This is a genomic window from Rhodococcus sp. KBS0724, assembly GCF_005938745.2.
In the GTDB taxonomy this organism is placed as follows: Bacteria; Actinomycetota; Actinomycetes; order Mycobacteriales; family Mycobacteriaceae; genus Rhodococcus_F.
The window spans coordinates 6,176,156-6,198,422 of record NZ_VCBX02000001.1; the positions used below are offsets into that span (position 1 = coordinate 6,176,156).

Here is a 22,267-nt window from a genome sequence, read left to right on the forward strand (position 1 = left end):
ACTCGAGGAGTGCAGTTGTGAGTGATCTGAAAACCTTGCCGTGGCCCTTCCCCGACGAAGACCGCACTTTTCGCTACGGCGTCAACGTTCAACCGGCACCCCAGTACACGCCGACACTCGCGGGGGCATGGGGTGAACATGTCGTCGATCTGGGCGAGGACTACCTCGACATGATGAAGCTACGACGCGACATCCTCGACCGGGACCCCGACCGAGCACAAATGCTGCCGCACATGATGCCGGCGTGCTGGGACGTCATGTTATTTCTCATGCGCCAACTCGCCGCTTCGTATCCATCTTCGATGCTGTTGGAAGGCACCGGAAGTCGCTATCGTTGGACAAATCGGTTACTCGGGATAGAACAGACCTTCACACTCGGCGACCTGTCCACCCTCCCCGAGAACCCACTGACATTCATCGGTTGCCAAGTACCCGACGACATACTGCTCCTTACCGAACGTGACAACCAGTTGTGGTTCGACGCAGCACTGGTCACCTCGTCTGCCGATTGGTCGGTGAAATTCGACATTGGGATGAGTTTCGACGAAATCCATGTTCCGGTACCAGGATTGACCTCAGGTGGAGTAACCGGCAGGGCACAGAGTTTCATGCGAATGCTGACCACCGAACAGGTCTATCGCCGGGTGAACTGGACGTTCTCCGCCGTCGGTTCACGGCTGCGTGACACCAGCCTCGAAACAATGCCACAGTGGATGCACGATATGCCGGAGTTGATCGACCAGAAAGACTGGGGCCGAATCCAACTCCGCATCGAACTCGAGCATCTGATACGACTTCCGTTGACCGGCGCACTCGTGTTCAACATCCGCACCTACCTGGCTCCGCTGTCGGATATCGCCACAATCCCGCAATGGGCGGAGCAATTGGCGTCCATAGTGACCGAACTACCTCAGGATATAGCCGAATACAAAGGCATCGACGGCTACCGCATGGCAGCAATGGCTTGGCTAAGTGCACAATCCGAAGTGGTCTATGCGACGGGCTGAGCCTTCGCATACAGTCGAAAGAATGGACATTGTCACGAGCACTGTGAACGGCGTGCCGCTGAGCATCGCCAAGCCCGAATCACCTGCCGCGCAGGTACCTGCGGTGATCGTGCTACAGGAGGCCTGGGGAGTAAACGCTCATCTCGAGAGCGTCCTTCAACGCCTCGCCGACAACGGATATCTTGCAGTTGCTCCGCACCTCTACCATCGTGGATCACAGACGGTCTTCACCGATTTCCCGTCCGCCAAGGACTCCTTCATGGCTCTGACCAGTGACGGACTCGGCCACGACGTCGGTGCCGCGGTCTCGTACTGCAGGTCCGAGGGATCCGGCAAGATCGGATCCCTCGGATTCTGCATGGGTGGCTCTGTGTCACTGTGGTGCGCAACTGTTCCACTGGTCGATGCCGCGGTCACCTATTACGGCGGCGCAGTTGCCGAAGCGCGATGGTCGGGAATCCCTTCCGGGATCGAACTTGCCGCCCAACTGAAGGTTCCGTGGCTCGGTCACTACGGCGACCTCGACACAAGCATCTCGCCGGAGAGCGTCGAGCAGCTGCGTGAAAACGCCGCAGATCTAGCGCGCGTGTACACATATGCCGACGCCGGCCACGCGTTCAACAACGACACCGCCGACCATTACAACCCCGAAGCAGCGGCACTCGCTTGGTCCCACACTATGGAGTTCTTTGCCGAGACCTTGTGACGCCGGGAGTTCCGGTCAGGGAACCCGCTTGACTACGGTCCCCGTGACCTCGTCCTGAATCTGATCGGCGTCTACTGCTCGACTCTGCGCGCGACGTGATCGAGTGAAGTAGTAGATGCCGATCACGGCCAGGACAAACGGAACTCCGAACACCAGCGTCATCTTGAAATCGTCGACCCACAACGTGGTGATCAGAATCGCGACCATGAGAACGCCGCCGAGGATTGTCCCCACGGGGAAGAACGGAATCGTAAAGGAAAGCTTTGTTCCGTCCTCTTTCATTCGCTTGCGGAAGAACCAGTGCGTCACGAAGATCAGCAGCCAGGTTGCCATGGCGCCGAACATCGACAGCGAGATCATCAAAGTGAATGCCTGCTCGGGAAAGAGCACGTAGACGATCGTTGCGACAGCAATACCCGACGTCGACAGCAGCAGTGCGTTGACGGGCGATCCATTGGGTCGGACCTTACCGAGAACGGCTGGTGCATCACCTGCGCGGGAGAGCGAGAACATCATTCGCGATGACACGTAGAGTTGGCTGTTCATAGCAGACAACGCAGCAATGATGACCACAAAGTTGAGCACACTGTCAGCACCGGGGATATTGACGACCTGCATGACCGTGACGAACGGACTGCCGCCCGCCAGGATCTTGTCCATCGGGGCGATCGCGAGAATCAACGCCAATGTTGCGATGTAGAAGACGAACAGCCGAACTATCGTGACCCGAAAAGCTTTCTTGACCGCCACCGCCGGATTCTCCGCTTCGCCCGCGGCGATGGCGATCATCTCGATACTGAGGTAGCTGAAAATTGAGACGATGACGGCAAACCACATGCCGGACAGGCCGTTCGGGAAGAACCCGCCACCTGCGGTGTAGTTGTGGAAGCCGTACTCGGGATTTCCACTGCCGAACACGACGTAGGCGGCCATGACGATAAATGCCACGATCGCGAATACCTTGATCGTCGAGAACCAATACTCCATCGTTCCGAAGGCCTTGACGTTGAACATGTTCACGCCGATCAGCACCCCGGAGAACAACACGATCCACATCCACGACGGTACGTCGGCAAACCAGAACTGCATGTACTCACCGATAGCCGTGACTTCGGTACCCACTGCAAGCACGATGCACGACCAATAGAGATAGCGGACGAGAAACCCGATCAAGGGTCCGACGTAGAACTCTGCGTAAGCACCGAACGAACCCGACGTCGCATGTGCAACAGTCATTTCGGCGAGTGCACCCATCAGCAGCAGTGCGATGAGACCGCCGATCGCGTAGCTGATGATCACACTCGGACCGGCAAAGCCGATAGCAAATTTACTGCCGAGAAAGAGTCCCGTCCCGATTGCCCCACCGAGCGCGATCATGCTCATCTGTTTGGGGCCGAGTTCGCGTTTGAGACCTGATTCTCGCTGCTGAATGTTTTTGAAATCACTCATGGAAAACTCCTCACGAAGGCGGCCGCACCAGAACCGCAAAAAGGTGAACGATCAAGTGACGGCGTCGCGCTCGCGAAACTCCGGGCGGTCCCAAGACCCGCTCTCGAGGATGTCCCTCAAAGCGTCGACTGCGTTCCACACGTCGACGTAGCCGACATACAAGGGAGTGACACCGAATCGCAAGACTCCAGGTTCGCGATAGTCACCGATGACTCCGCGTGCGATGAGAGCCTTCATGATCGAGTAACCCTCAGGATGAACAAAACTCACGTGAGACGCACGGTGCTCATGCTCCGATGGTGTGATCAATTCCAAACCGAAACCCGCGCAGTGCTGCTCGACCAATGCGATGAACAGATCGGTCAATGCGAGTGACTTCTGCCGGATGTCGGACATGTCGACGCGCAGCGCGATCTCGAGGCCGCATTCGACAAGCGATAGAGCCGTAATCGGCTGCGTTCCGATAAGGAATCGCCGGATCCCGTCATGCGCCTCGTAGCCTGGCTCCATCGCGAATGGCCGGGCGTGACCCCACCACCCGGAGAGCGGTTGTCTGCCTGCATGCATATTCCGCTCGTTCACCCAGAGGAATGCCGGCGATCCGGGACCGCCGTTGAGGTACTTGTACGTGCAGCCGACCGCAAAGTCTGCGTCTGCACCAACCAGGTCGATCGGCACGGCTCCGGCGGAATGCGCGAGGTCCCAGATCATCAATGCACCACGCCCGTGCACCTGCGTCGTCACCGCTGACATGTCGTACAGATATCCGGTGCGATAGTTCGCGTGGGACAGCATCACAACCGCGGTGTCAGCGTCGACGGCAGACGACAGTTCCGTGGGATCGTCGATCAACCGCAACTCGTATCCGCTGTCGAGAAACCCGATGATTCCCTCTGCGATATAGAGATCAGTGGGAAAATTGTCTCGCTCGGACACGATCACACGACGCGCGGGCTGCGTCTGCTTCGCAATGCTCAGCGCTGCGGCCAGGCACTTGAACAAGTTGATCGAGGTCGAATCAGTCACCGCCACTTGGCCTTGGCCAGCGCCCAGCAACGGTGCGAGCTTGTCACCGAGTCGTACGGGAAGGTCGAACCACCCTGCGGTATTCCAGCTTCGGATCAGACCCGTCCCCCATTCTTCGTGGACGACGCGTTCAGCACAGGCACTCGCCGAATGTGGACGAGGTCCGAGCGAGTTTCCGTCGAAGTACAAAACTCCGATCGGAAGATCGAACTCGTCGCGGAGTGATCGGATCGGATCGTCGGCATCGGCTCGAACGCAATCTTCGAAAGTCCCGAGCGTGCGCGAAGTGGTCATGATTCTCCTGAAAGTGTTGGGGGCGAGATGATTACGAATAGGTGCGCAGCACTGCGCGCACCGGACTTGCGTCGAGATCTCGAAACTTCAGCGGCAGAGCAATGAGTTCGTAGATGCCTTCGTCGACGCCGTCGAGGCAGAGCCCTTCGAGGATCGCGATGTTGCGATCGCTTGCCGCATGGTGCCCATCCATGGTCTTGCTGTCCATCGGATCGAACGAAGCACCGTCGATTCCGATCAGAACTCCACCGCGGTCGGCAAACCAGTGCATCAGTTCCGGGGAGACACCGGCAAAGGTGTTGTCCCACTCGCTCGGATATTCCTCGTAAGTCCGAAGGATCAGTCGCTGCGGTAGATGGCCGCCGAGTCGCTCAACGGCATCTTCGACGGGCCCGATACAGGCGGCACCGTCGATCCTCGTCATGTCGACCACCGTCATGTCGACTACCAGGGCCTCGCCGAGATACGGCCCGAGGGGAACGGAACCGATGGTCGCGCCGTCGATGCGAGTGTGCGCCGGCGCATCGGCGTGAGCACCGATATGAGGAGTGGTGGTGATTCTGTTGATGGTGACAGCATCACTGCCGCCCAGGTCCGACGTGACAGCCTGGGTGAACGCGGTATCCCCAGGCCACACCGGTGTCGCTTCTGAGATCGGCGGGCTGATGTCGATCAGCCCTGTCCCTCCGTCGCACGTGTGTCGGCCGATCCTCGGAAACATCCAGACCCCTTAGTTCACAGTCGACCGACTCGACCTCGACCGTTTGATAATTCGATGTGTCTGGCAAAAGCTAGAATCATCGACAAGCATGGTCAAGAGATGCTGAATATCTTCGCAATGACAGGGAGAAATCAGATGATTAATGCGATCGAACGGGCGTCCGCCGCGGCTCGGCCGAATCATATTCGGCTTGACGACGTCGACATGGCGATTCTTCGCGAGCTGGTTCACAACGCCCGGATACCGAACAACTCACTTGCCGAGAAGGTAGGCGTCGCCCCGTCGACTGCTCTCGCACGGATGCGCGCTCTACGCGAATCGGGCGTCATCAAGGGGTTTCACGCAGATATCGACCTCGAGAAGCTCGGACTCGAGATCTCGGCGATGGTGTCCATCTTGATACATTCGCGCGCCCGGAATCGGATGACCGAAATTGCCGAACGGATCGCCGCACTCGACTCGGTTCAGCGCGTATTTCTCATGAGCGGGGACCGGGATCTACTTGTACACATTTCGTGCGAAACGCCCGCACTACTCAGGGATTTTGTCAGCACTCATCTCAACGATCCCGCTATCGCGAACACTCAGACGAACTTGATCTTCAGCGAGCTCCCACACGCGCACTGAGTGGATCCCTCGGGCCCGAACACCGGCCTGAGAATTGAAAAACGGTAGGTGCAAACACAAAACGTGTTTGCACCTACCGTTTTCGGGTGGGCGGTCAGGATCCCGCGCGGATCCATTCCTCGAGATGCGGCGCTTCGGTGCCGATGGTGGTGCCGTCGCCGTGACCGGTGTGGACCTTGGTCTCGGCGGGTAGGGCAAACAACTTGTCGCGGATCGATCCGATGATGGTCGGAAAATCGGAGTACGAGCGCCCCGTTGCTCCCGGTCCACCGGAGAACAGGGTGTCACCACTGAACAGTTCCCCCGCCTCGGGAAGATAGAGGCAGGTCGATCCCGGCGAGTGCCCCGGCGTGTGCATGGCCAGAATGTCGGTGCCCGCCACCGAGATTCGCTGTCCGTCTTCCAAACTCAGGTGCTTGACGCCTGGATGCGTCATCTCCCAGAGGACGTCGTCCGCCGGATTCAGGTAGATCGGAGCGTCGAGCTTCTCGGACAGTTCCGGTGCAACGGTGACGTGATCGTTGTGCCCGTGAGTGCAGACGATTCCGACAACCTTGCGACCGGCAACGGCGTCGATGATGGGTTGTGCGGTGTGCGCGGCGTCCACGACAACCACCTCGTTGTCGTCACCGATCAACCAGATGTTGTTGTCCACGTCCCAGGTGCCACCGTCGAGACTGAACGATCCCGACGTGACGACGCGATCGACTCGCAACGTCACAGGACCACCACCGAACGCAGGACCTCGCCGCGGTGCATCGTCTCGAAGGCCTTCTCGACCTCGTCGAGCTTGATGCGCTCGCTGACGAACTTCTCGAGCGGCAGACGACCCTGCTGGTACAGATCGACCAAAACCGGGAAGTCGCGCTCGGGCAGGCAATCTCCGTACCACGACGACTTGAGCGAACCGCCACGCGAGAAGAAGTCGACCAGCGGCATCTCCAGTTTCATGTCCGGCGTCGGAACACCCACCAGCACTACGGTTCCCGCGAGGTCACGCGCATAGAAGGCCTGCTTCCACGTCTCCGGGCGTCCGACAGCGTCAACGACGACGTCTGCGCCGAAACCACCGGTCAGTTCCTGAACAGCCTCGACAACGTCGTCGACCTCGGTGGCATTGATCGTGTGGGTAGCGCCAAGTTCTGTGGCCCACTCCAGCTTTCGCGGATCGCGATCGATTGCGATGATGGTGTTGGCGCCGGCCAGACGTGAACCCATGATGGCGGCGTCGCCGACACCGCCGCAGCCGATGACAGCGACCGAGTCGCCGCGGCCGACGTTGCCCGTGTTCATGGCGGCACCCATACCGGCCATGACGCCGCAGCCGAGCAGACCGACAACAGCCGGGTCGGCCGACGCGTCGACCTTGGTGCACTGGCCTTCGTGGACAAGAGTCTTGTCGGCAAACGCGCCGATACCGAGCGCCGGTGTCAGCTCGGTGCCGTCTTCGAGCGTCATCTTCTGCTCGGCGTTGAACGTGTCGAAGCAGTACTGCGGGCGTCCGCGCTTACAGGCACGACACTGCCCACACACAGCACGCCAGTTGAGGACGACGACGTCGCCCACCTCGACATGAGTGACACCGGGGCCGACGCTCTCGACGATGCCCGACGCCTCGTGTCCGAGGAGGAACGGGTATTCGTCGTTGATGCCGCCGTCGCGGTAGGTGAGGTCGGTGTGGCACACGCCGCACGCTGCGATGGCAACAACCACCTCGTTGGCACCGGGATCGGGAATCGTGACGGGGACGATTTCGACGGGGGCACCCTTGGATCGGGCGATGACGCCGCGTACCTGCTGTGGCATGGCTTTGCTCCTGGCTTGTGCGTTTTCGGACATGTCGTCACATAGCAATATATGAACGCACTACGAGGTTAACCCGAATGGACGAACCAGAACCCTGGCCGAAATAACTGACCGACCTATCCGAAGAGCTAGGGAGCCGGCTTGACACCGGCTTCCGTGCCTGCCGCTGCGGCGGCACCGCGACTGTCGACGCCCAGTTTCTTGAGAACTCCCGCGACGTGAAACTTCACGGTGCTCTCGCTGACACCGAGACGCTCGGAGATCGCCTTGTTCCGGCGACCCGCGACAAGATGTTCGAGCACCTCGATCTCTCGAGGAGCCAGATCGGACAGCGTGTGATCGGCGGGCGTCGCCGAGGCCGCGTCGAGCGGAATGGTGGCACTGATCCGGCTGCCCCAACCCGTCGTCGATTCCGACTCGATGGTTCCGCCCAACGTCTCTACCCGCGAACGTAATTGGCGCTCCAAGTCGGCAACGTCGGCTTCGCCCCGCCCGTCGTCGCGGATGTCGATCAGCAGAGCGGAACCGTCCAGGCTCCACGCCACCCGAATCCGCGACAACGTGTGTTGATCCGCCAGCGCGAGCACGGCACCTCGCACCACCGCCCGCGCGCCGTGCGCGACTTCACCGGGAAGCCCTCGGCCCTCGACCGGCGGTTCCACCAGTTCCAGCTCGACGTTGCGATGCTTGAGCAGCGATCGCAACTCTCCGCGCATCCGCGCAAAAGCCGTGGTGATTGCCTCTTCCGCCAGTTCCCGGTGGACATCGACGGCCGAGCGCAACCCGATCAGCGCCGACGACGTTGTTTCCCTGGCTGACGTTCGCGCCCGAGTGTCGTCGAGATCATCCGAACGCAACGTGGCCAGGATGGTCTCCAGCGTCGCCGCGTGAACCTCGGTCATCTCGGCAACCGTGCGTGCACGTTCCGACGACGCGGCCCGTGACTCCGCCAAATAGGCCGGACTGGCGTTGCGGACCTGCAGTTGAATGCCGGTCGCGACCACACCGAACAGTGCTGCCGTCAATTCGAGCGCCGTAGCCCGAATCGTCGTCGAGCGCGGCATCAGTACCAGTACCGTATCCGTCCGGTCGAGAACAGCAACCACTTCTCGTTCCCGGCCGGCAACCGTCAATTGTCCCCGAAAGATCTGTCCCACAGCAAGATCGGTACGGATACGATCGAGTTCGGCAATGGTGACTCGATCGACGATCGCCGGATCTCCAGCCACCTTGCGTGGCCGGCCGGTGCATTCTCGAGTGAAGATCACGAGCGCGGTGTGCGGCACCAGATCTGCAAGCAATACCGAGAATCGGCGACCGATCTCGGGCAGCGGACCCACCAACACGTCGCGTAGTTCGGAGATGAGAGTGGGGAGTTGTTCGGCGGTGCTCACCGTTCAACGATAACCACTCGCTTGTCTCCTACAGCGTCGTCTTCATCAACATCACGTTGTAGTCCGACCACGTCGTGGCAAGGAAGTACAAGTCCTGCCCCTGTGACCACGGATGCATGTACGCGCCGTAGAGGCCGGGGACGGCGCCCGGTTCGATCACGACGTCGGGGGCGCTCCACGGGCCGGTCAGTTGGTCGGCCGTGCGCAGCACCAGAGCACCCCATTCGTTCGAGTACATCGCAACGAACTTTCCGAGGTAGTTGTTGTACTGCACCGACAGTTCACTGACGTCACCGTCGAGTACCGGCGTCGCCACATCGGGATTGTTTGGCACCCAAGCCTTTCCGTCCCAATATTCGTACGCCGCAACATCGACGATCGACGCTTCCTTCACTCGCGAGAGTCGCGCTTCGCCAAACCTGCCGGACGGTGTCCCGAAGTTGTAGACATATCCACCGTCCTTGACGAAGGACCCCATCTGGAAGTTGGCGTTACCGGTCAACGGCAGGTTCGGGCGCGCCGACGCCGGTTCCACCTGCCACGTTTCGCCGTTGTCCCGCGAGGATGCGATTTGCGAGAAATTTGTCACCCATTCTCCTGATCCTCCCCACGACCGCACCGACATGTAGTTGACGTACTGCACGCCGCCCACCTCGATACCCGACGTCGGGATGCTGCTGGTTTCGACTCCGGTGACTTTGAGGCTGTCGATGATTTCGCGGGAGCGATTGGGCCGATCTACGGGTGACGAGTCGATACTCATGCCGTCACTCAGATTGCCGTCGGCACTGCGGAACAGCACGTTGCTGCGCCAATCACCTACCACTCCGCAGGCCGGGTTCGAACTCAATCCGACAGTATCGCCGAAGACCGTCAGAACCTGGCCGGCGCCGTTGTCCCACATGATTCCGAGATCCGTGCCGAGCACGTTGAACCGTTCGACCGTCTGATTGGGGCTGAGCGCTCCGGTGATGTATTCGACCGCAGACGTGCGGCCTTGCAGTTCGGGGAGGTTTCCGTCGGTTCCGTTGATCCACGGAATCGGGTTGGTCGGTCCGCCGGATTGGTCGAAGATGGCCGTGAGGTTGCAGCCCCACGGTGACGCGTGAGCTGTTGATGTGACAACGGCAGTGGGCACAAAGGCGCAGGCCAATGCGACTACCGGAAATCTCCATGACTGTTTCATCGCTCCCCTTTCGCCGGGAGGATGCCCCGAACGGAGGTGAACGTAACTTCGCTCCTATTCCGCAGCCTCTACCCGAGCGCCGACGGCGTGAAGGACCACGATGTGCGGATCCCAGGGCACCAACGCGTCGACCGCACGTTCGAGGTCGTCGACAGGCGGCAGATCCTGCGGTCCCAGTACTTCGATCACCGCAGTATGTGCCTGCCACGTGACGGACCCGACCTGCACGCCAGGAACTCCAGCAAGCCACTGTTCGGCGGCGTCGTGGATCTGGCTCGCCCACAACGAGGCCAGAGAATTCACCACCATCGGGATGGCAACAATAACCAGGGCCGACGCCAACACCAGGTAGACACGTCGATGGCCCGCGGCAACCGCTCCTGATTCGCGCGCATAGCCGGCGATCACCAGCACCACCGTCGACGTGATCACCATGGCAATGACATTCGACGCAAACAGGATCAGCGCACCCAACGCGAGCGACGGTGCACCCGATCCGAGACAGACACCGACAACGGCAAGAGGCGGAACCAGTGAAATCGCGATCGCGACGCCAGGAAGCACATCCCCGACATCGCGTCGGGTAATCGCGATGGATCCGGCAAAACCCGTGGCTATCGCAGCGGCGAGATCCGTCAACGTGGGGGTGGTTCGCCCCGTCACTTGAGAGTTGGACAGCACACTCGTCGGGTTGAGGAGAACAAGGGAAAACAGAAAGCCGAGAAGAACAACGAGAACGAGTCCACCCGCGACGTACAAAATACTGCGGGCAATGAGTGCGCCCCGACCGGTGACAATGCCGAGTCCGATACCCAGAATCGGCGTGGACAACGGCGCGACGATCATCGCCCCGATCACGGTGGCCGTCGAATCACCGACTACTCCGGCGCCCGCAATCATCCCGGAGAGAACAAGCATTATCCAGAACGCGGATCGTTTTGCCGCCTTGTCACCGGTGGAGAGATCCAGCCGATCGTCAAGTTCCTCGAGGCTACGCCGCTGACTATCCGGAATCAGAAATGAGCGCATAGCCGATCCTTTCGGACACGAACCCGGGCGTTCTCCACACCGTAAGCCCTGAGCGCCTACTTCGGGCTTACCTGGGCGAAATCGACTTCAGCCACCTGTCCATGACCATTGCAGCGAACTCGAGTCCTTCGGTTTCCGCTGCAGCCAATTGCTGCATGAAGATCCGTGGCCCGTCGGCGCCCAGCGATGTCAGCAGCGACTCGCGGTACTCGTCCAATTCCATCCAATCCTGTGCCACCTCACACGACGCTTCAAGGTGGAACTGCACGCCGTAGCTCTGCTTGTACCGAAACAGCTGATTCGGATACTTGGCGGAACCCGCAAGGTGCACGGCACCATCCGGAATCTCGAAAGTGTCCGAATGCCATTGCATGGCAGGGAAGGTGGAGGGCAAGTTCCCCCAGATCGGATCCAGTGCGCCTGCCTCGGTCAAGGTGACGTCCTCGACACCCACTTCGGGAACTGACCCTGTGTACACGCGAGCCCCTAGTGCTGCCGCCAACAATTGCGAACCCAGGCACACTCCCCAGATCGGAACATCTGCGTCGACGAGCGCACGCAGATAAGCGATCTCGGAAACCAACCACTCGATGTCGTCTTGATCGCCGACGCCCATCGGGCCACCCATCACGATCACCGCGTCGAACTCGACGTGCGCGGGAATCGGGTCGGTCCCCAAGAGGACGGTCTGCACATCTCCGTATGTGGCCAGGACTGGAGAGTACGCGGCCGGGGGTTCGCATTGCGCGTGTCGAAGTTCCAGGAATCGCATGTCGCTGATTATTCTCCCGGTTCAGCTCCAGCGCCCATTTTGTCGGCTGCGCACCAATTATGCGGAAACCCTCACGCCGAGTCCGATTGCTTTGTAGTGTGACCGAGCTGGACGTATGTCCAGCGCATTCGGAGTGTCCCGCCGTCCGCTCCGGTTCACGAGAAACGAGCTGTTCATGGTGCCCACATCGACTCGCGACACTTCGTCGCCCCGGCGTGCACACGTTATCCGCACGATCCTTGCAGTGTTGGTGATCGCGCCACTTTCGATTGCAGCCTTCTACATGTGGGCATTGTGGGACCCGGGCGACACCGTGAACCGCCTGCCCGTGGCCATCGTCAACGCCGACAAGGGCACCGATCTCGACGGAACCCGCCTTGTTGCGGGCGACGACGTAGTGGCCGCCCTGGTCGACAGCGGCGATGTCGCCTGGAAGGTTGTCACGGCGCAGGAAGCACAGTCGGGCGTCGACGACGGCACGTACTACTTCTCCGTCGTGATACCCGAGTCGTTCAGCGCCGATGTGGCAAGCGCAGCAACCGGTTCAGGACGGAAAGCCCAATTGCAGGTCGTCTACAACGACTACAACAGCCTTGTCGCGGGGCCTGTGGGAGAGAGCATCATCGCGCAGGTGCGGTCGGCCGTCTCCGAATCCATCGGAGAGCAGTCCATCGATCAGGTCCTGGTGGGACTCGGCGAACTGGGCACCGGCTTCGGAGAAGCAGCCACTGGCGCACAACAACTTTCCGACGGATCCGCGGCCGCACTTGCCGGCACCAACCAGCTCTATACCGGCAGTCAGGAACTTGCGGCCGGTCTCGGCGAGGCAAATCAGGGCGGAAAGGAACTCGCGGCAGGAGCGGGCGAACTCGCTGCGGGTACCGACGAGGCAGCAGCCGGATCACAAGAGCTCAATGCCGGAATGCAGCAGCTGGTGGGCGGCGCAGACGAGCTCGGTGCTGGGGCACGCCAGATCAGTGAAGTCGTCGACATGGTGACTACCCCGATCCTCGATATTGCCGACTCGTCGGGTGCTGTGGTTGGTCAGATCGACGCTCTGACCAATTCGCTTCGGCTCGCGGGTGACCCGGTGTCCGCAGGACTTGTCGAGGCACTCTCCACCTTGCGGACCTCACTCACTGCACAACCTGCAGATGACGACGTGATGGGACAACTCAGCCAGCTACGGGACGGCGCCCGAGAAATCACCCGCCAACTCACCGATCCGGGAAGTGACTACCGCGGCGGATTGAACGCCGCCGCAGCCGGTGTCAGCCAGTTGAGCACGGGACTCGGGCAACTGTCCGACGGTGCACACCAACTTGATTCGGGTGCCAACGAACTGTCGTCCGGCCTCGGACAACTGGCAGCAGGCAGCGTCGAACTCCGCGACGGCCTCGGCGAGCTGAATGTCGGTATGGGTGAACTGAATGCGGGCTCAGGTGAACTTGCCCAAGGACTCGCTGACGGCGCCGCTCAGGTACCGCAGTTCACCGACGACGAGCGCGCCACCACCGCCAACTTGCTATCTGCACCCGTCGCAGTTGACGCTCGAAACAACTACCCAGCAGCCGGATTCGGACCTGGTGCAGTGCCGGCGGTAATGTCCGTGGCGCTGTTTCTCTGCGGAATTCTCACCTGGTTCGTCGTCCGCCCACGACGCGGGCGGTCTCTCAACTCACACACGAGCATTGTGCGCGAAGGTCTGCGACGCTATCGCATTCCGGCACTCGTTACCCTTGCAGCAGCATTGATACTGTCCGTGGTCGCTCTGACTGTCGCGGATGTCGACCCACCCAGCGTCCTCGCGATGGTGGCCGTGATGATCCTTGTCGGCGCGGCAGCGGTGGCTTGCGGACGCCTGTTCACTGTCGTATTCGGCGCCGTCAATGGAACGTTCATCGCACTGAGCGCCTTGATGATTCAGATCTTTGCATTCGGCGCGGTCTATCCCATCGAACAGATGCCGGCCCCACTCCAGTGGTTGCACGCCCTGATGCCACTGACCTGGGCGCGCAACGCGATGCGCATGGTTTTGGTCGGCTATTACGGGCCGAGGTTCTGGCTGGCGGTAGCCGCGTTGGCTGCTCTGGTGATCGGAGCCGTCGTGTTCACGATCTGGTGGCGTCGTCGACAAGAGCCGCTATCTGACGACGACGACGCGCCGATCACCGAGGAGATCGAGGTTCTCCAGCCTGCGCAAATGTGAGCCAACCCGACGTTGGCCTGAAAGTCTCAATGTTTCAGACCTTCAGGCCAACTCGGCATCGTCAACCGATCAGCGTGCTCCGCTCGTTCCACCGTCGAGGGGGATTACCGTCCCCGTCAGGTAGGCGCCGGCCCGCGAGGACAAGAAGATCGCCAGGCCGGCCGCATCCTGTGGCGTTCCGATTCGGCCCAGCGGGACCGAATCCGCCACAGCCTTGGCGCTTTCCTCGTTCTCGAGCAGAAAGGCCATCATCTTCGACGGGAATGGTCCCGGCGCAATGGCGTTGACCGTGATCTGCTCCCCAGCAAGCGTCGCCGCCAACTTGCGGGTCAGCATATGTACCGCAGCCTTGCTCGCCCCGTACGAGAAGTTCTCCGAGCCTGACACAACAAGTCCGTCGATCGATCCGATGTTGATCACGCGAGCAGGATCTTCCGCCGTTGCCGCAGAACGCAACTGCGGCAGCAGCTTCTGAGTCAAGAGGAAGATTGCCTTGACGTTGATATCGAAGATCTTGTCGAAGCCCGCACCGGGGAAGTCGTCGACGGGAGCGCCCCACGTTGCGCCGGCATTGTTCACCAGCACGTCGAGTGTCGGAGAAATCTCGGCGACCTTCGCAGCGAGGCTTTCGATTCCCTCCTCCGTGGACAGATCAGCCGGGTGCGAGATGCAGGTGCCGAACTCCGAAAGCTCCCGCGCTGCCTCGTCACACGCTTCCGCTTTTCGGGACGAGATGACTACCGTCGCACCGCCTTCGACAAATCCGCGAGCGATCATGTAGCCGATACCGCGCGAACCACCCGTCACGACGACAGTTTTGCCGCTGACGTCGAACAGTCCCTCGAGCAAGCTCATGCGACCTCGAACAGTCCGGCAGCACCCATGCCGCCGCCGATGCACATAGTCACAACAACGAGCTTGGCGCCGCGACGCTTCCCTTCCAAGAGAGCATGACCGACCAACCGAGCACCCGTCATTCCGTACGGGTGTCCGACGGAGATTCCGCCGCCGTCGACGTTGTACTTCTCGGGATCGATACCGAGCTTGTCGCGGCAGTACAGAGCTTGAGAAGCAAACGCCTCGTTCAGTTCCCAGAGATCGATGTCGTCGACCTTCAGCCCGTGCAGGTCGAGCAGACGCGGAATCGCGAATACCGGGCCAATTCCCATCTCGTCCGGAGCGCAACCCGCGACAGCCATGCCGCGGTAGATGCCGAGAGGAGCCAAACCACGACGTTCTGCCTCACCGGCCTCCATCAACACCGATGCGGACGCGCCGTCTGATAGCTGAGACGAGTTGCCCGCAGTGATGGAGGAATGAGCACTGACAGTCCCGTCGGCCAGCACCGGGCGCAGGCTCGCGAGGCCCTCCAACGTGGTGGACGCGCGGTTGCCTTCGTCGCGAGTCAGCGTGACCGACTCGGTGCCGATCTCACCGGTTTCCTTGTTCTGCACCTGCTTGATCGAGGGCAGCGGGACGATCTCGAGGTCGAACCGACCTGCGGCCTGTGCCGCAGCGGTCCGCTGCTGAGATACCAGCGCGAACTCGTCCTGCTGCTCACGGGTGACGCCGTAGCGTTCGGCGACGATCTCGGCAGTGTGCAGCATCGGCATGTAGATCGACGGCTTGTTTTCCTTCAGCCACGGATCGGCCGCGCGGAAGTTGTTCATGTGATCGTTCTGGACCAACGAGATCGACTCGACGCCGCCGCCGACCGCGATCTGCATTCCGTCGTCCACGATCTGCTTGGCTGCGGTGGCGATGGCCATGAGCCCGGACGAGCACTGACGGTCGATCGTCATGCCGGAAACCGAATCCGGAAGCCCGGCCCGCAACACTGCCTGGCGCGCGACATTGCCACCCGTCGATCCCTGCTGCAACGCTGCGCCGAGGATGACGTCCTCAACTTCGCCACCTTCGAGGCCCGCGCGCACAACCGCATTCGAGATGGCATGTGCAGCAAGCTCTTGCGCTTGCGTGTTATTGAACGCGCCGCGGTACGCCTTACCGATCGGGGTGCGGGCGGTGGACACGATGACAGCTTGTCTCATAGGGAACCTTTCTAGTGCTGTGCGCAGCAGGAGGGAATTAGGGAACAAAGACGACGCGACCGACAGTGGTGCCGTCGCCGAGGCGACCGATACCGTCGGCAACGTCCGTCAACGACAACCGCTCACTGATCAGTGGTTTGACCAAGCCGGCATCGGCGAGCCTGGTGAGCTCGACGTGGCAGTCGTCGATGGCCTGCTGGTTGTAAGCCTTGTACAGCCCCCAGTGCAGACCGATAATCGAATAGTTCTTGATGAGAGCATGATTGAGAGCCGGCTGCGGAATCGTGCCACCCGCGAAGCCGATGATGACGATCCGTCCTTCGAAGGCAATGCATTTGGTGGACTTCGAGTAGGCGTCGCCGCCGACCGGATCGAAGACCACGTCGGCGCCCTTGCCGCCGGTGAACTCCTTGACCGCTGCTACGAAGTCCTCGCTGTGACGGTCGACCACGAGGTCGGCCCCGAGCTTGCGCGCGTACTCGGCCTTGTCGGGCCCACCGACAACTCCGATCACCTTGGCGCCTGCCGCCTTGCCGAGTTGCACTGCGGCACTACCCACGCCACCCGCAGCGGCGTGAACCAACAGGGTTTCGCCCGCGATCAGTTGGGTGCGGCGATGCAGAGCGAACCACGCCGTCTGATAGCCGATACTCAATGCCGAGGCTTCGGCGTCGTCGAGAGCCGACGGCGCCGGGAACGTGTTGTTCTGATCCAACACCGAGAATTCTGCAAAGCCACCGGCCGGCAGACTCGGGTTCCCGATCACCCGGTCCCCCACTGCAAACTTGGTCACCGAATCACCCACGGACACAACCTCACCACACAATTCCACACCCGGAGTGAAGGGCAGCGGCGGCTTGATCTGGTACTCACCGCGGCACATGAGTACGTCGGGGAAGTTCGCCGGGGCAGCGAGCACCTTCACCAGCATTTCCGCCGCCCCCGCGGTAGGCTCCGACGCCTCCTCCAATGACAGGACATCCCGAGGTTCACCGAGTTGATTGACGCGCCAAGCCTTCACAGTATTTTCTCCAGTTTCGGTAGTGAGGATGGTTCAGGACGAGATCGGGAGGTCGACAAGCTCGCCAAGCCGTGCCCGGTGCTGATATGCGGTTCCCAGTGCCAGTTGGTCACTCTTGGCTCGCTTGAGATACAGATGTGCCGGATACTCCCACGTCATTCCGATACCACCGTGGAGTTGGACGCATTCCTCGGCAGCATGAACCGCGACGCCGCTGCAGTATGCCTGGGCCACCGTCGCTGCGATGGCCGCATCGGCGTCGCCGCGTGCATAGGTGTCCGCCGCATAACGCGCGGCAGCACCCGCAGAGCTGACTTCGAGCCACAGGTCTGCCAACCGATGCTTGATCGCCTGGTACGAACCGATCGCGCGGCCGAACTGCTTGCGCTCCTTCACATACGCGAGAGTGGTCTCGAGGCACCACTGCGCCACGGCAAACTGCTCGGACGCCAGAAGTGCGCTTCCGCAGAGCAACGATTCCTCAATCGCCTGAGCCGCATTGCCGTTGTCGGCCCGCACCGACGGCGCCCCCGAGAACTCGACGTCCGCCAAGCGGCGCGTCATGTCCAGGGACAGAACCGGCGTGACGGTGGCGTCGGCGATCCGAACGGTGTGCAGTTCCACACCGCTGTCACCGGCAACCGGAACAACCAGAACATCGGACTCGGCGACGCCGGCAACCGTCGTGACGCTGCCGACGAGTCCGCCAGCCGTTGCCTTGACAGTGGGGGTGAAAGTTCCTGGTGCAGTGGACAACGGGACGACCAGGGCAGCTGTCGAATCCCCCGCGGCCAATTGACCGAGCACCTCGGTCTCGCCGGCTTTCAACAACGCCGTCGTCGCCAGCACAGCGCTGGTGAAGAACGGAACGGGGGCGACCGCACGTCCGATCTCCTCCATCACGACTGCCGCCTCACGCGTGGACGCACCTGCCCCGCCCAACTCCTCGGGTACCAGCAGTCCCGCCAAACCGAGTTCCGACGCCAGTGACTTCCACAGTCCGGTGAAGTCGGCGGACACGTCGTCGTAGGCCGTGACCACGGTCTCGGCGCCCGCCCGCTCACTCAGCAGTCGTCTGACGCTGGCACGCAGATCTTGTTCGGTCTCGGAGTACAGCAGATCGGCGCTCATCGGGGTAGGTCCTTCCAGGCGATGTCCTTGTCGACGCGATGCTCGGGCGGCAACCCGAGTACGCGTTCTGCGATGACGTTGCGCAGGATCTCCGACGTTCCGCCCTCGATCGAATTGCCCTTGGCTCGTAGGTACCGGTATCCGGGTTCACGGCCGGTGAAGTCGACGGAATCCGGTCGACGCAGCGTCCAGTCGTCGTAACGCAGACCGGCTTCGCCGTGCAACTCGAGGTCGAAACCCGAAATCTGCTGGGCCAAACCGGCAAACGCGAGCTTCATTCCCGAGCCTTCGGGGCCGGGCTGTCCGGCAGCGAGCTGCTGGCGAAGTCGCTCACCGGTCAGGCGCGCGACCTCCGATTCGGTCCAGAGCCGCATCAACTCGTCGTGCATCGCCGGGTTTCGCAGCTCGGGCTCGTCGCGCCAGGCCTGCGCAACCTTTCCGATCATGCCGCCCTCACGCGGTGCGCCCGAACCGATGGCAACACGCTCGTTGTTCAGGGTGGTGGTCGCAACCTTCCATCCCTGACCTTCGGCTCCGAGGCGATTGGCGTCCGGAATCCTGACGTCCGTGAGGAATACCTCGTTGAATTCGGCCTCGCCGGTGATCTGGCGCAGCGGACGGACGTCGACGCCCGGGTCGGTCATGTCGCAGATGAAGTAGCTCAGACCCGCATGCTTGGAGCGCGACGGATCAGTCCTGGCCACCAGAATCGCCAGCTGCGCGTTTTGCGCGCCCGACGTCCATACCTTCTGCCCGTTGACTATCCAGTCGTCGCCGTCGCGGACGGCGCGGGTGGCGACGGCCGCGAGGTCCGAACCTGCGCCCGGTTCACTGAACAGCTGGCAGTAGACCGTCTCCGCAGTCCACAACGGGCGCAGGAACTTCTGCTTCTGTTCCTCGGTACCGAAGGCAGCGATGGTCGGTGCCGCCATGCCCAGTCCGATCCCGTTCTTGCCGGTGGCCGGGCCGGGTGCACCAGCGGCCTCCAGCTGAGCGTTCACCTGACGCTGAAAGCTCTGCGGTACACCGAGTCCCCCATGACCTTCGGGGAAATGAACCCACGCCAATCCGGCGTCGAATCGTGCGCCGAGGAAATCCGATACAGACACACTGCTCGGATCGTTCTCCGCGAGAAGCGTGTTCACCTTGTCGGCGAGGTCACGCGATACTGCCTCTTCATCGAAAGCCATGACCATTCCTTCGGTTCGAGCGGTGAGCGGACAGTCAGTCCTTGGGTCCACCGGCGACGTAGACGACCTGACCGGAAACAAAGCCAGCGCCTTCACTGACGAAAAACGACGCGGTGTGCGCGATGTCCTCGGGCTGTCCGACGCGGTTGACCGGAATCTGCGAAGCGGCAGCAGTCTTGAAGTCCTCGAAGCCGACTCCCATACGCTCGGCCGTTGCGGCGGTCATCTCGGTTTCGATGAATCCGGGGGCAATGGCGTTGGCGGTGACGCCGAACTTGCCCAGTTCGAAGGCCAATGTCTTGGTGAATCCCTGCATTCCAGCCTTCGCAGCGGAGTAGTTGACCTGTCCACGATTACCGAGAGCCGACGTGCTGGAGAGGTTCACGATGCGGCCGAACTTCGCTTCCACCATGTACTTCTGCACCGCGCGCGACATGAGGAACGCTCCGCGCAGGTGGACGTTCATCACCGAATCCCACTCGGCAACGCTCATCTTGAACAGAAGGTTGTCGCGAGTGATGCCGGCATTGTTGATCAGTACGGTGGGTGCACCCAGTTCTGCGGCAATACGATCCACCGCTGCAGCCACCGACGTCTCGTCGGAGACGTCAGCGCCGACGGCCAAGCCCTGTCCGCCTGCAGCCTTGATCGCGTCGACGGTGCCCGCGCACGCCGCTTCGTCGAGGTCGAGCACGGCGACGGCAAAACCGTCTTCCGACAGTCGCTTCGCCACTGCCGCACCGATTCCGCGTGCTGCACCCGTGACAATTGCGGTTCTACGTTCCTGGCTCACTGGCCCTCCATAATTTCGTGATTCGACGGACACCGGACGATCTCGTCAGATCCCGGCCTGATCTGCAATTTCCCTGGCTTTGGCAACCAACGCGTCGATGCGTTCCACGGTGGGAGTTCCGCTCTCGGCGGCATTCTGCGGTTCGTCGCGGGCACGACGCATCACGCCTTCGGCGATCACGGCAATCTTCCACAGTCCCAAGGTGTGCCAGAACTTCAGCGCAGCCGGATCCCGTCCGGTGGCCTCGAGATAGATCCGGGAGATCTCCTCTCGCGAAGGGAATCCGGGGAGTGCCGACGCCGGGAAGTCGCCGCCTGTGTTCTCCCCCGCCGCCGGCCAGTACGCCAACAGGCTTCCGACATCCGCCAACGGATCACCGAGTGTGCAGAGTTCCCAGTCGAGCGCCGCGACAACTTCGCCGTTCTGAGCGGAGGTGATCACGTTGCGCAGGTGAAAGTCGCCGTGCACCAACGTGGTTTCGGTATGAGCCGGCTGAGCTGCAATGAGGCGCCGGGTGAGATCGTCCAGATCAGGACATTCCCGTGTCTTCGACTGTTCCCACTGACCTCCCCAACGCTTCAGCTGCCGTGCGGCGTAGGGCTTGTGGCTTGCCAGGTCGTCGAGGCCGGCCTTCTTCAGATCCACGGCGTGTATCTTCGCCAACGTCTGAGCCAGCGAGATTCCGATTGCCCGACGACGATCTTCGGACAGCGCTTCCGCGAGAGGCATCCGGTCGACCACTTCGCCGTCTACGAATTCCATCAGGAGCAGCGGGACTTCGGTGACGGCCGGGTCCTCGGTCAACCCGAATACGCGCGGCGACGGTACATCGGTGGATTCGAGAGCACTGAGGATTCGAGCTTCGCGCGCCACGTCGTGAGCCGAGGCCAGCAGGTGACCAAGCGGTGGGCGTCGGAGCACCCAGCGTTGGCCGGCCTGATCACGCACCAAGTACGTGAGATTGGACTGCCCCAGACCGATTCGATCGAAGGACAGCGGCCCAGTGAAGTCGATCCCCAGGCCTGCGATCCACCCGGTGACCGCTTCGGTATCGAGTCCCACGACGTCGACGCTAGCCACCGAAGGACGCTCCTTGCCGGAACGGCGTGACGTCGCCGAGCAGCTGGCCTCCGTCGATTGTCATGATTTCACCGGTGATCCACTGAGCAGCATCGGAAACCAGGAAAGCAATGGCCGCAGCGACGTCCTCGGGTTCACCGATGCGTCCGAGAGCGGTCGACGCGGACACCGCTTCTTCGTGTTCCTTCCACAGCGCTTCGGCGAGTTTGGTCCTCACCACTCCCGGTGCGACGGCGTTGACGCGAATCTTCGGCGACAACTCGAGTGCCAACTGCTTGGTGAGGTGGATCAGCGCAGCCTTCGACGCGTTGTACGTTCCGATACCTGCCTCGAATGCCATACCGCCGATCGAGGCGGTGTTGACCACGGATCCACCGTGCTCACTCATCCAGGCTCTCGCTGCCAGGCCGGTCCACAGGACTGGAGCCCACACGTTGACGTCGAAGGTCTTGGCGAAGCGCGAGTGATCCTGGTTGATGATCGGCCCGAACGACGGGTTGGTGCCCGCGTTGTTCACCAGGATGTCGAGACTGCCGAAACGCTCGATCGTCTGCTCGACGCACTTGCGGGCGGCATCCTCGTCCGTCGCGTGTGCGCCGACGCCGATGGCGTTGCCGGTCACCTGCGCGGCAGCCGCATCTGCGGATTCCTGTGAGCGCGAAGTCAGTACGACGTTTCCGCCCGCCGCCGCAATCGCCTGCGCGGTCGCTAGCCCGATGCCCCGCGATGCGCCGGTGATGATCGCCGTCTTACCGGTGAGATCCAGTCCTGCCAT

At 61.6% G+C, this 22,267-nt stretch carries 21 protein-coding genes; 4 read left to right on the top strand and 17 right to left on the bottom strand.

What is annotated here, in order from left to right:
• The first annotated feature begins 17 nt into the window (after positions 1 to 17).
• The gene (locus FFI94_RS28525) at positions 18 to 1,007 is read left to right on the top strand and encodes a DUF3445 domain-containing protein (protein ID WP_260684401.1); all 990 of its coding nucleotides are present in this window, start codon (positions 18 to 20) and stop codon (positions 1,005 to 1,007) included.
• Between the two features lie 22 nt (positions 1,008 to 1,029).
• The gene (locus FFI94_RS28530; protein ID WP_138870786.1) at positions 1,030 to 1,713 is read left to right on the top strand and encodes a dienelactone hydrolase family protein; all 684 of its coding nucleotides are present in this window, start codon (positions 1,030 to 1,032) and stop codon (positions 1,711 to 1,713) included.
• Positions 1,714 to 1,728: 15 nt separating this feature from the next.
• Here the strand turns inward: FFI94_RS28530 and FFI94_RS28535 are convergent, their stop codons facing one another.
• From FFI94_RS28535 to FFI94_RS28545, 3 genes are read right to left on the bottom strand one after another with little or no spacing between them, the layout of a single operon-like run.
• The gene (locus tag FFI94_RS28535) at positions 1,729 to 3,162 is read right to left on the bottom strand and encodes an amino acid permease (protein WP_138870787.1); all 1,434 of its coding nucleotides are present in this window, start codon (positions 3,160 to 3,162) and stop codon (positions 1,729 to 1,731) included.
• A gap of 51 nt (positions 3,163 to 3,213) precedes the next feature.
• Complete coding sequence (gene kynU, locus FFI94_RS28540; protein WP_138870788.1) at positions 3,214 to 4,482, bottom strand: kynureninase; 1,269 nt, start codon at positions 4,480 to 4,482, stop codon at positions 3,214 to 3,216.
• 31 nt (positions 4,483 to 4,513) lie between these two features.
• Complete coding sequence (locus FFI94_RS28545) at positions 4,514 to 5,203, bottom strand: cyclase family protein (protein WP_138870789.1); 690 nt, start codon at positions 5,201 to 5,203, stop codon at positions 4,514 to 4,516.
• Between the two features lie 135 nt (positions 5,204 to 5,338).
• Between FFI94_RS28545 and FFI94_RS28550 the strand changes: the two genes are divergently transcribed.
• Positions 5,339 to 5,830 carry an Lrp/AsnC family transcriptional regulator gene (locus FFI94_RS28550; protein WP_138870790.1) on the top strand — a complete coding sequence of 164 codons (492 nt, stop codon included), beginning with the start codon at positions 5,339 to 5,341 and terminating at the stop codon, positions 5,828 to 5,830.
• A gap of 94 nt (positions 5,831 to 5,924) precedes the next feature.
• On the opposite strand, the gene FFI94_RS28555 is transcribed toward FFI94_RS28550, so the two are convergent.
• The 6 genes from FFI94_RS28555 to FFI94_RS28580 all read right to left on the bottom strand — a co-directional run bounded on the left by FFI94_RS28555 (position 5,925) and on the right by FFI94_RS28580 (position 12,017).
• On the bottom strand, positions 5,925 to 6,551 hold the full coding sequence (locus FFI94_RS28555; RefSeq protein WP_138870791.1) for an MBL fold metallo-hydrolase: 627 nt from the start codon (positions 6,549 to 6,551) through the stop codon (positions 5,925 to 5,927).
• Complete coding sequence (locus FFI94_RS28560; RefSeq protein WP_138870792.1) at positions 6,548 to 7,636, bottom strand: S-(hydroxymethyl)mycothiol dehydrogenase; 1,089 nt, start codon at positions 7,634 to 7,636, stop codon at positions 6,548 to 6,550. The genes FFI94_RS28555 and FFI94_RS28560 overlap by 4 nt, the downstream gene beginning before the upstream one ends.
• A 128-nt stretch (positions 7,637 to 7,764) precedes the next feature.
• Positions 7,765 to 9,030 (bottom strand): LuxR C-terminal-related transcriptional regulator, encoded by a 1,266-nt coding sequence (locus FFI94_RS28565; protein ID WP_138870793.1) that lies wholly within the window; start codon positions 9,028 to 9,030, stop codon positions 7,765 to 7,767.
• A gap of 28 nt (positions 9,031 to 9,058) precedes the next feature.
• A complete protein-coding gene (locus FFI94_RS28570) occupies positions 9,059 to 10,216 on the bottom strand; it encodes a DUF4185 domain-containing protein (protein WP_138870794.1) in 1,158 nt (385 codons plus the stop codon).
• Positions 10,217 to 10,270: 54 nt separating this feature from the next.
• Complete coding sequence (locus tag FFI94_RS28575; RefSeq protein ID WP_138870795.1) at positions 10,271 to 11,245, bottom strand: TIGR00341 family protein; 975 nt, start codon at positions 11,243 to 11,245, stop codon at positions 10,271 to 10,273.
• Positions 11,246 to 11,312: 67 nt separating this feature from the next.
• Positions 11,313 to 12,017 (bottom strand): type 1 glutamine amidotransferase, encoded by a 705-nt coding sequence (locus tag FFI94_RS28580; RefSeq protein ID WP_260684402.1) that lies wholly within the window; start codon positions 12,015 to 12,017, stop codon positions 11,313 to 11,315.
• A 175-nt stretch (positions 12,018 to 12,192) separates the two neighbouring features.
• Here FFI94_RS28580 and FFI94_RS28585 point away from each other — a divergent pair, with 175 nt between their 5' ends.
• Entirely contained in the window at positions 12,193 to 14,226 is a 2,034-nt protein-coding gene (locus tag FFI94_RS28585; protein WP_260684403.1) for a YhgE/Pip domain-containing protein, read from the top strand.
• A 69-nt stretch (positions 14,227 to 14,295) separates the two neighbouring features.
• On the opposite strand, the gene FFI94_RS28590 is transcribed toward FFI94_RS28585, so the two are convergent.
• From FFI94_RS28590 to FFI94_RS28625, 8 genes are read right to left on the bottom strand one after another with little or no spacing between them, the layout of a single operon-like run.
• Complete coding sequence (locus tag FFI94_RS28590; RefSeq protein WP_138870797.1) at positions 14,296 to 15,081, bottom strand: RhlG family 3-oxoacyl-ACP reductase; 786 nt, start codon at positions 15,079 to 15,081, stop codon at positions 14,296 to 14,298.
• On the bottom strand, positions 15,078 to 16,277 hold the full coding sequence (locus tag FFI94_RS28595) for an acetyl-CoA C-acyltransferase (RefSeq protein ID WP_138870798.1): 1,200 nt from the start codon (positions 16,275 to 16,277) through the stop codon (positions 15,078 to 15,080). The genes FFI94_RS28590 and FFI94_RS28595 overlap by 4 nt, the downstream gene beginning before the upstream one ends.
• A 37-nt stretch (positions 16,278 to 16,314) precedes the next feature.
• Positions 16,315 to 17,298, bottom strand: coding sequence for an NADPH:quinone oxidoreductase family protein (locus tag FFI94_RS28600; protein ID WP_138870799.1), 984 nt, complete (start codon positions 17,296 to 17,298; stop codon positions 16,315 to 16,317).
• Between the two features lie 33 nt (positions 17,299 to 17,331).
• Positions 17,332 to 18,429 carry an acyl-CoA dehydrogenase family protein gene (locus FFI94_RS28605; protein ID WP_138870800.1) on the bottom strand — a complete coding sequence of 366 codons (1,098 nt, stop codon included), beginning with the start codon at positions 18,427 to 18,429 and terminating at the stop codon, positions 17,332 to 17,334.
• Positions 18,426 to 19,619 (bottom strand): acyl-CoA dehydrogenase family protein, encoded by a 1,194-nt coding sequence (locus FFI94_RS28610; protein ID WP_138870801.1) that lies wholly within the window; start codon positions 19,617 to 19,619, stop codon positions 18,426 to 18,428. The genes FFI94_RS28605 and FFI94_RS28610 overlap by 4 nt, the downstream gene beginning before the upstream one ends.
• A gap of 34 nt (positions 19,620 to 19,653) precedes the next feature.
• Positions 19,654 to 20,412 carry a 3-oxoacyl-ACP reductase FabG gene (gene fabG, locus FFI94_RS28615; protein WP_138870802.1) on the bottom strand — a complete coding sequence of 253 codons (759 nt, stop codon included), beginning with the start codon at positions 20,410 to 20,412 and terminating at the stop codon, positions 19,654 to 19,656.
• A gap of 45 nt (positions 20,413 to 20,457) precedes the next feature.
• A complete protein-coding gene (locus FFI94_RS28620) occupies positions 20,458 to 21,492 on the bottom strand; it encodes a phosphotransferase family protein (protein WP_138870803.1) in 1,035 nt (344 codons plus the stop codon).
• On the bottom strand, positions 21,485 to 22,267 hold the full coding sequence (locus FFI94_RS28625) for an SDR family oxidoreductase (RefSeq protein ID WP_138870804.1): 783 nt from the start codon (positions 22,265 to 22,267) through the stop codon (positions 21,485 to 21,487). The genes FFI94_RS28620 and FFI94_RS28625 overlap by 8 nt, the downstream gene beginning before the upstream one ends.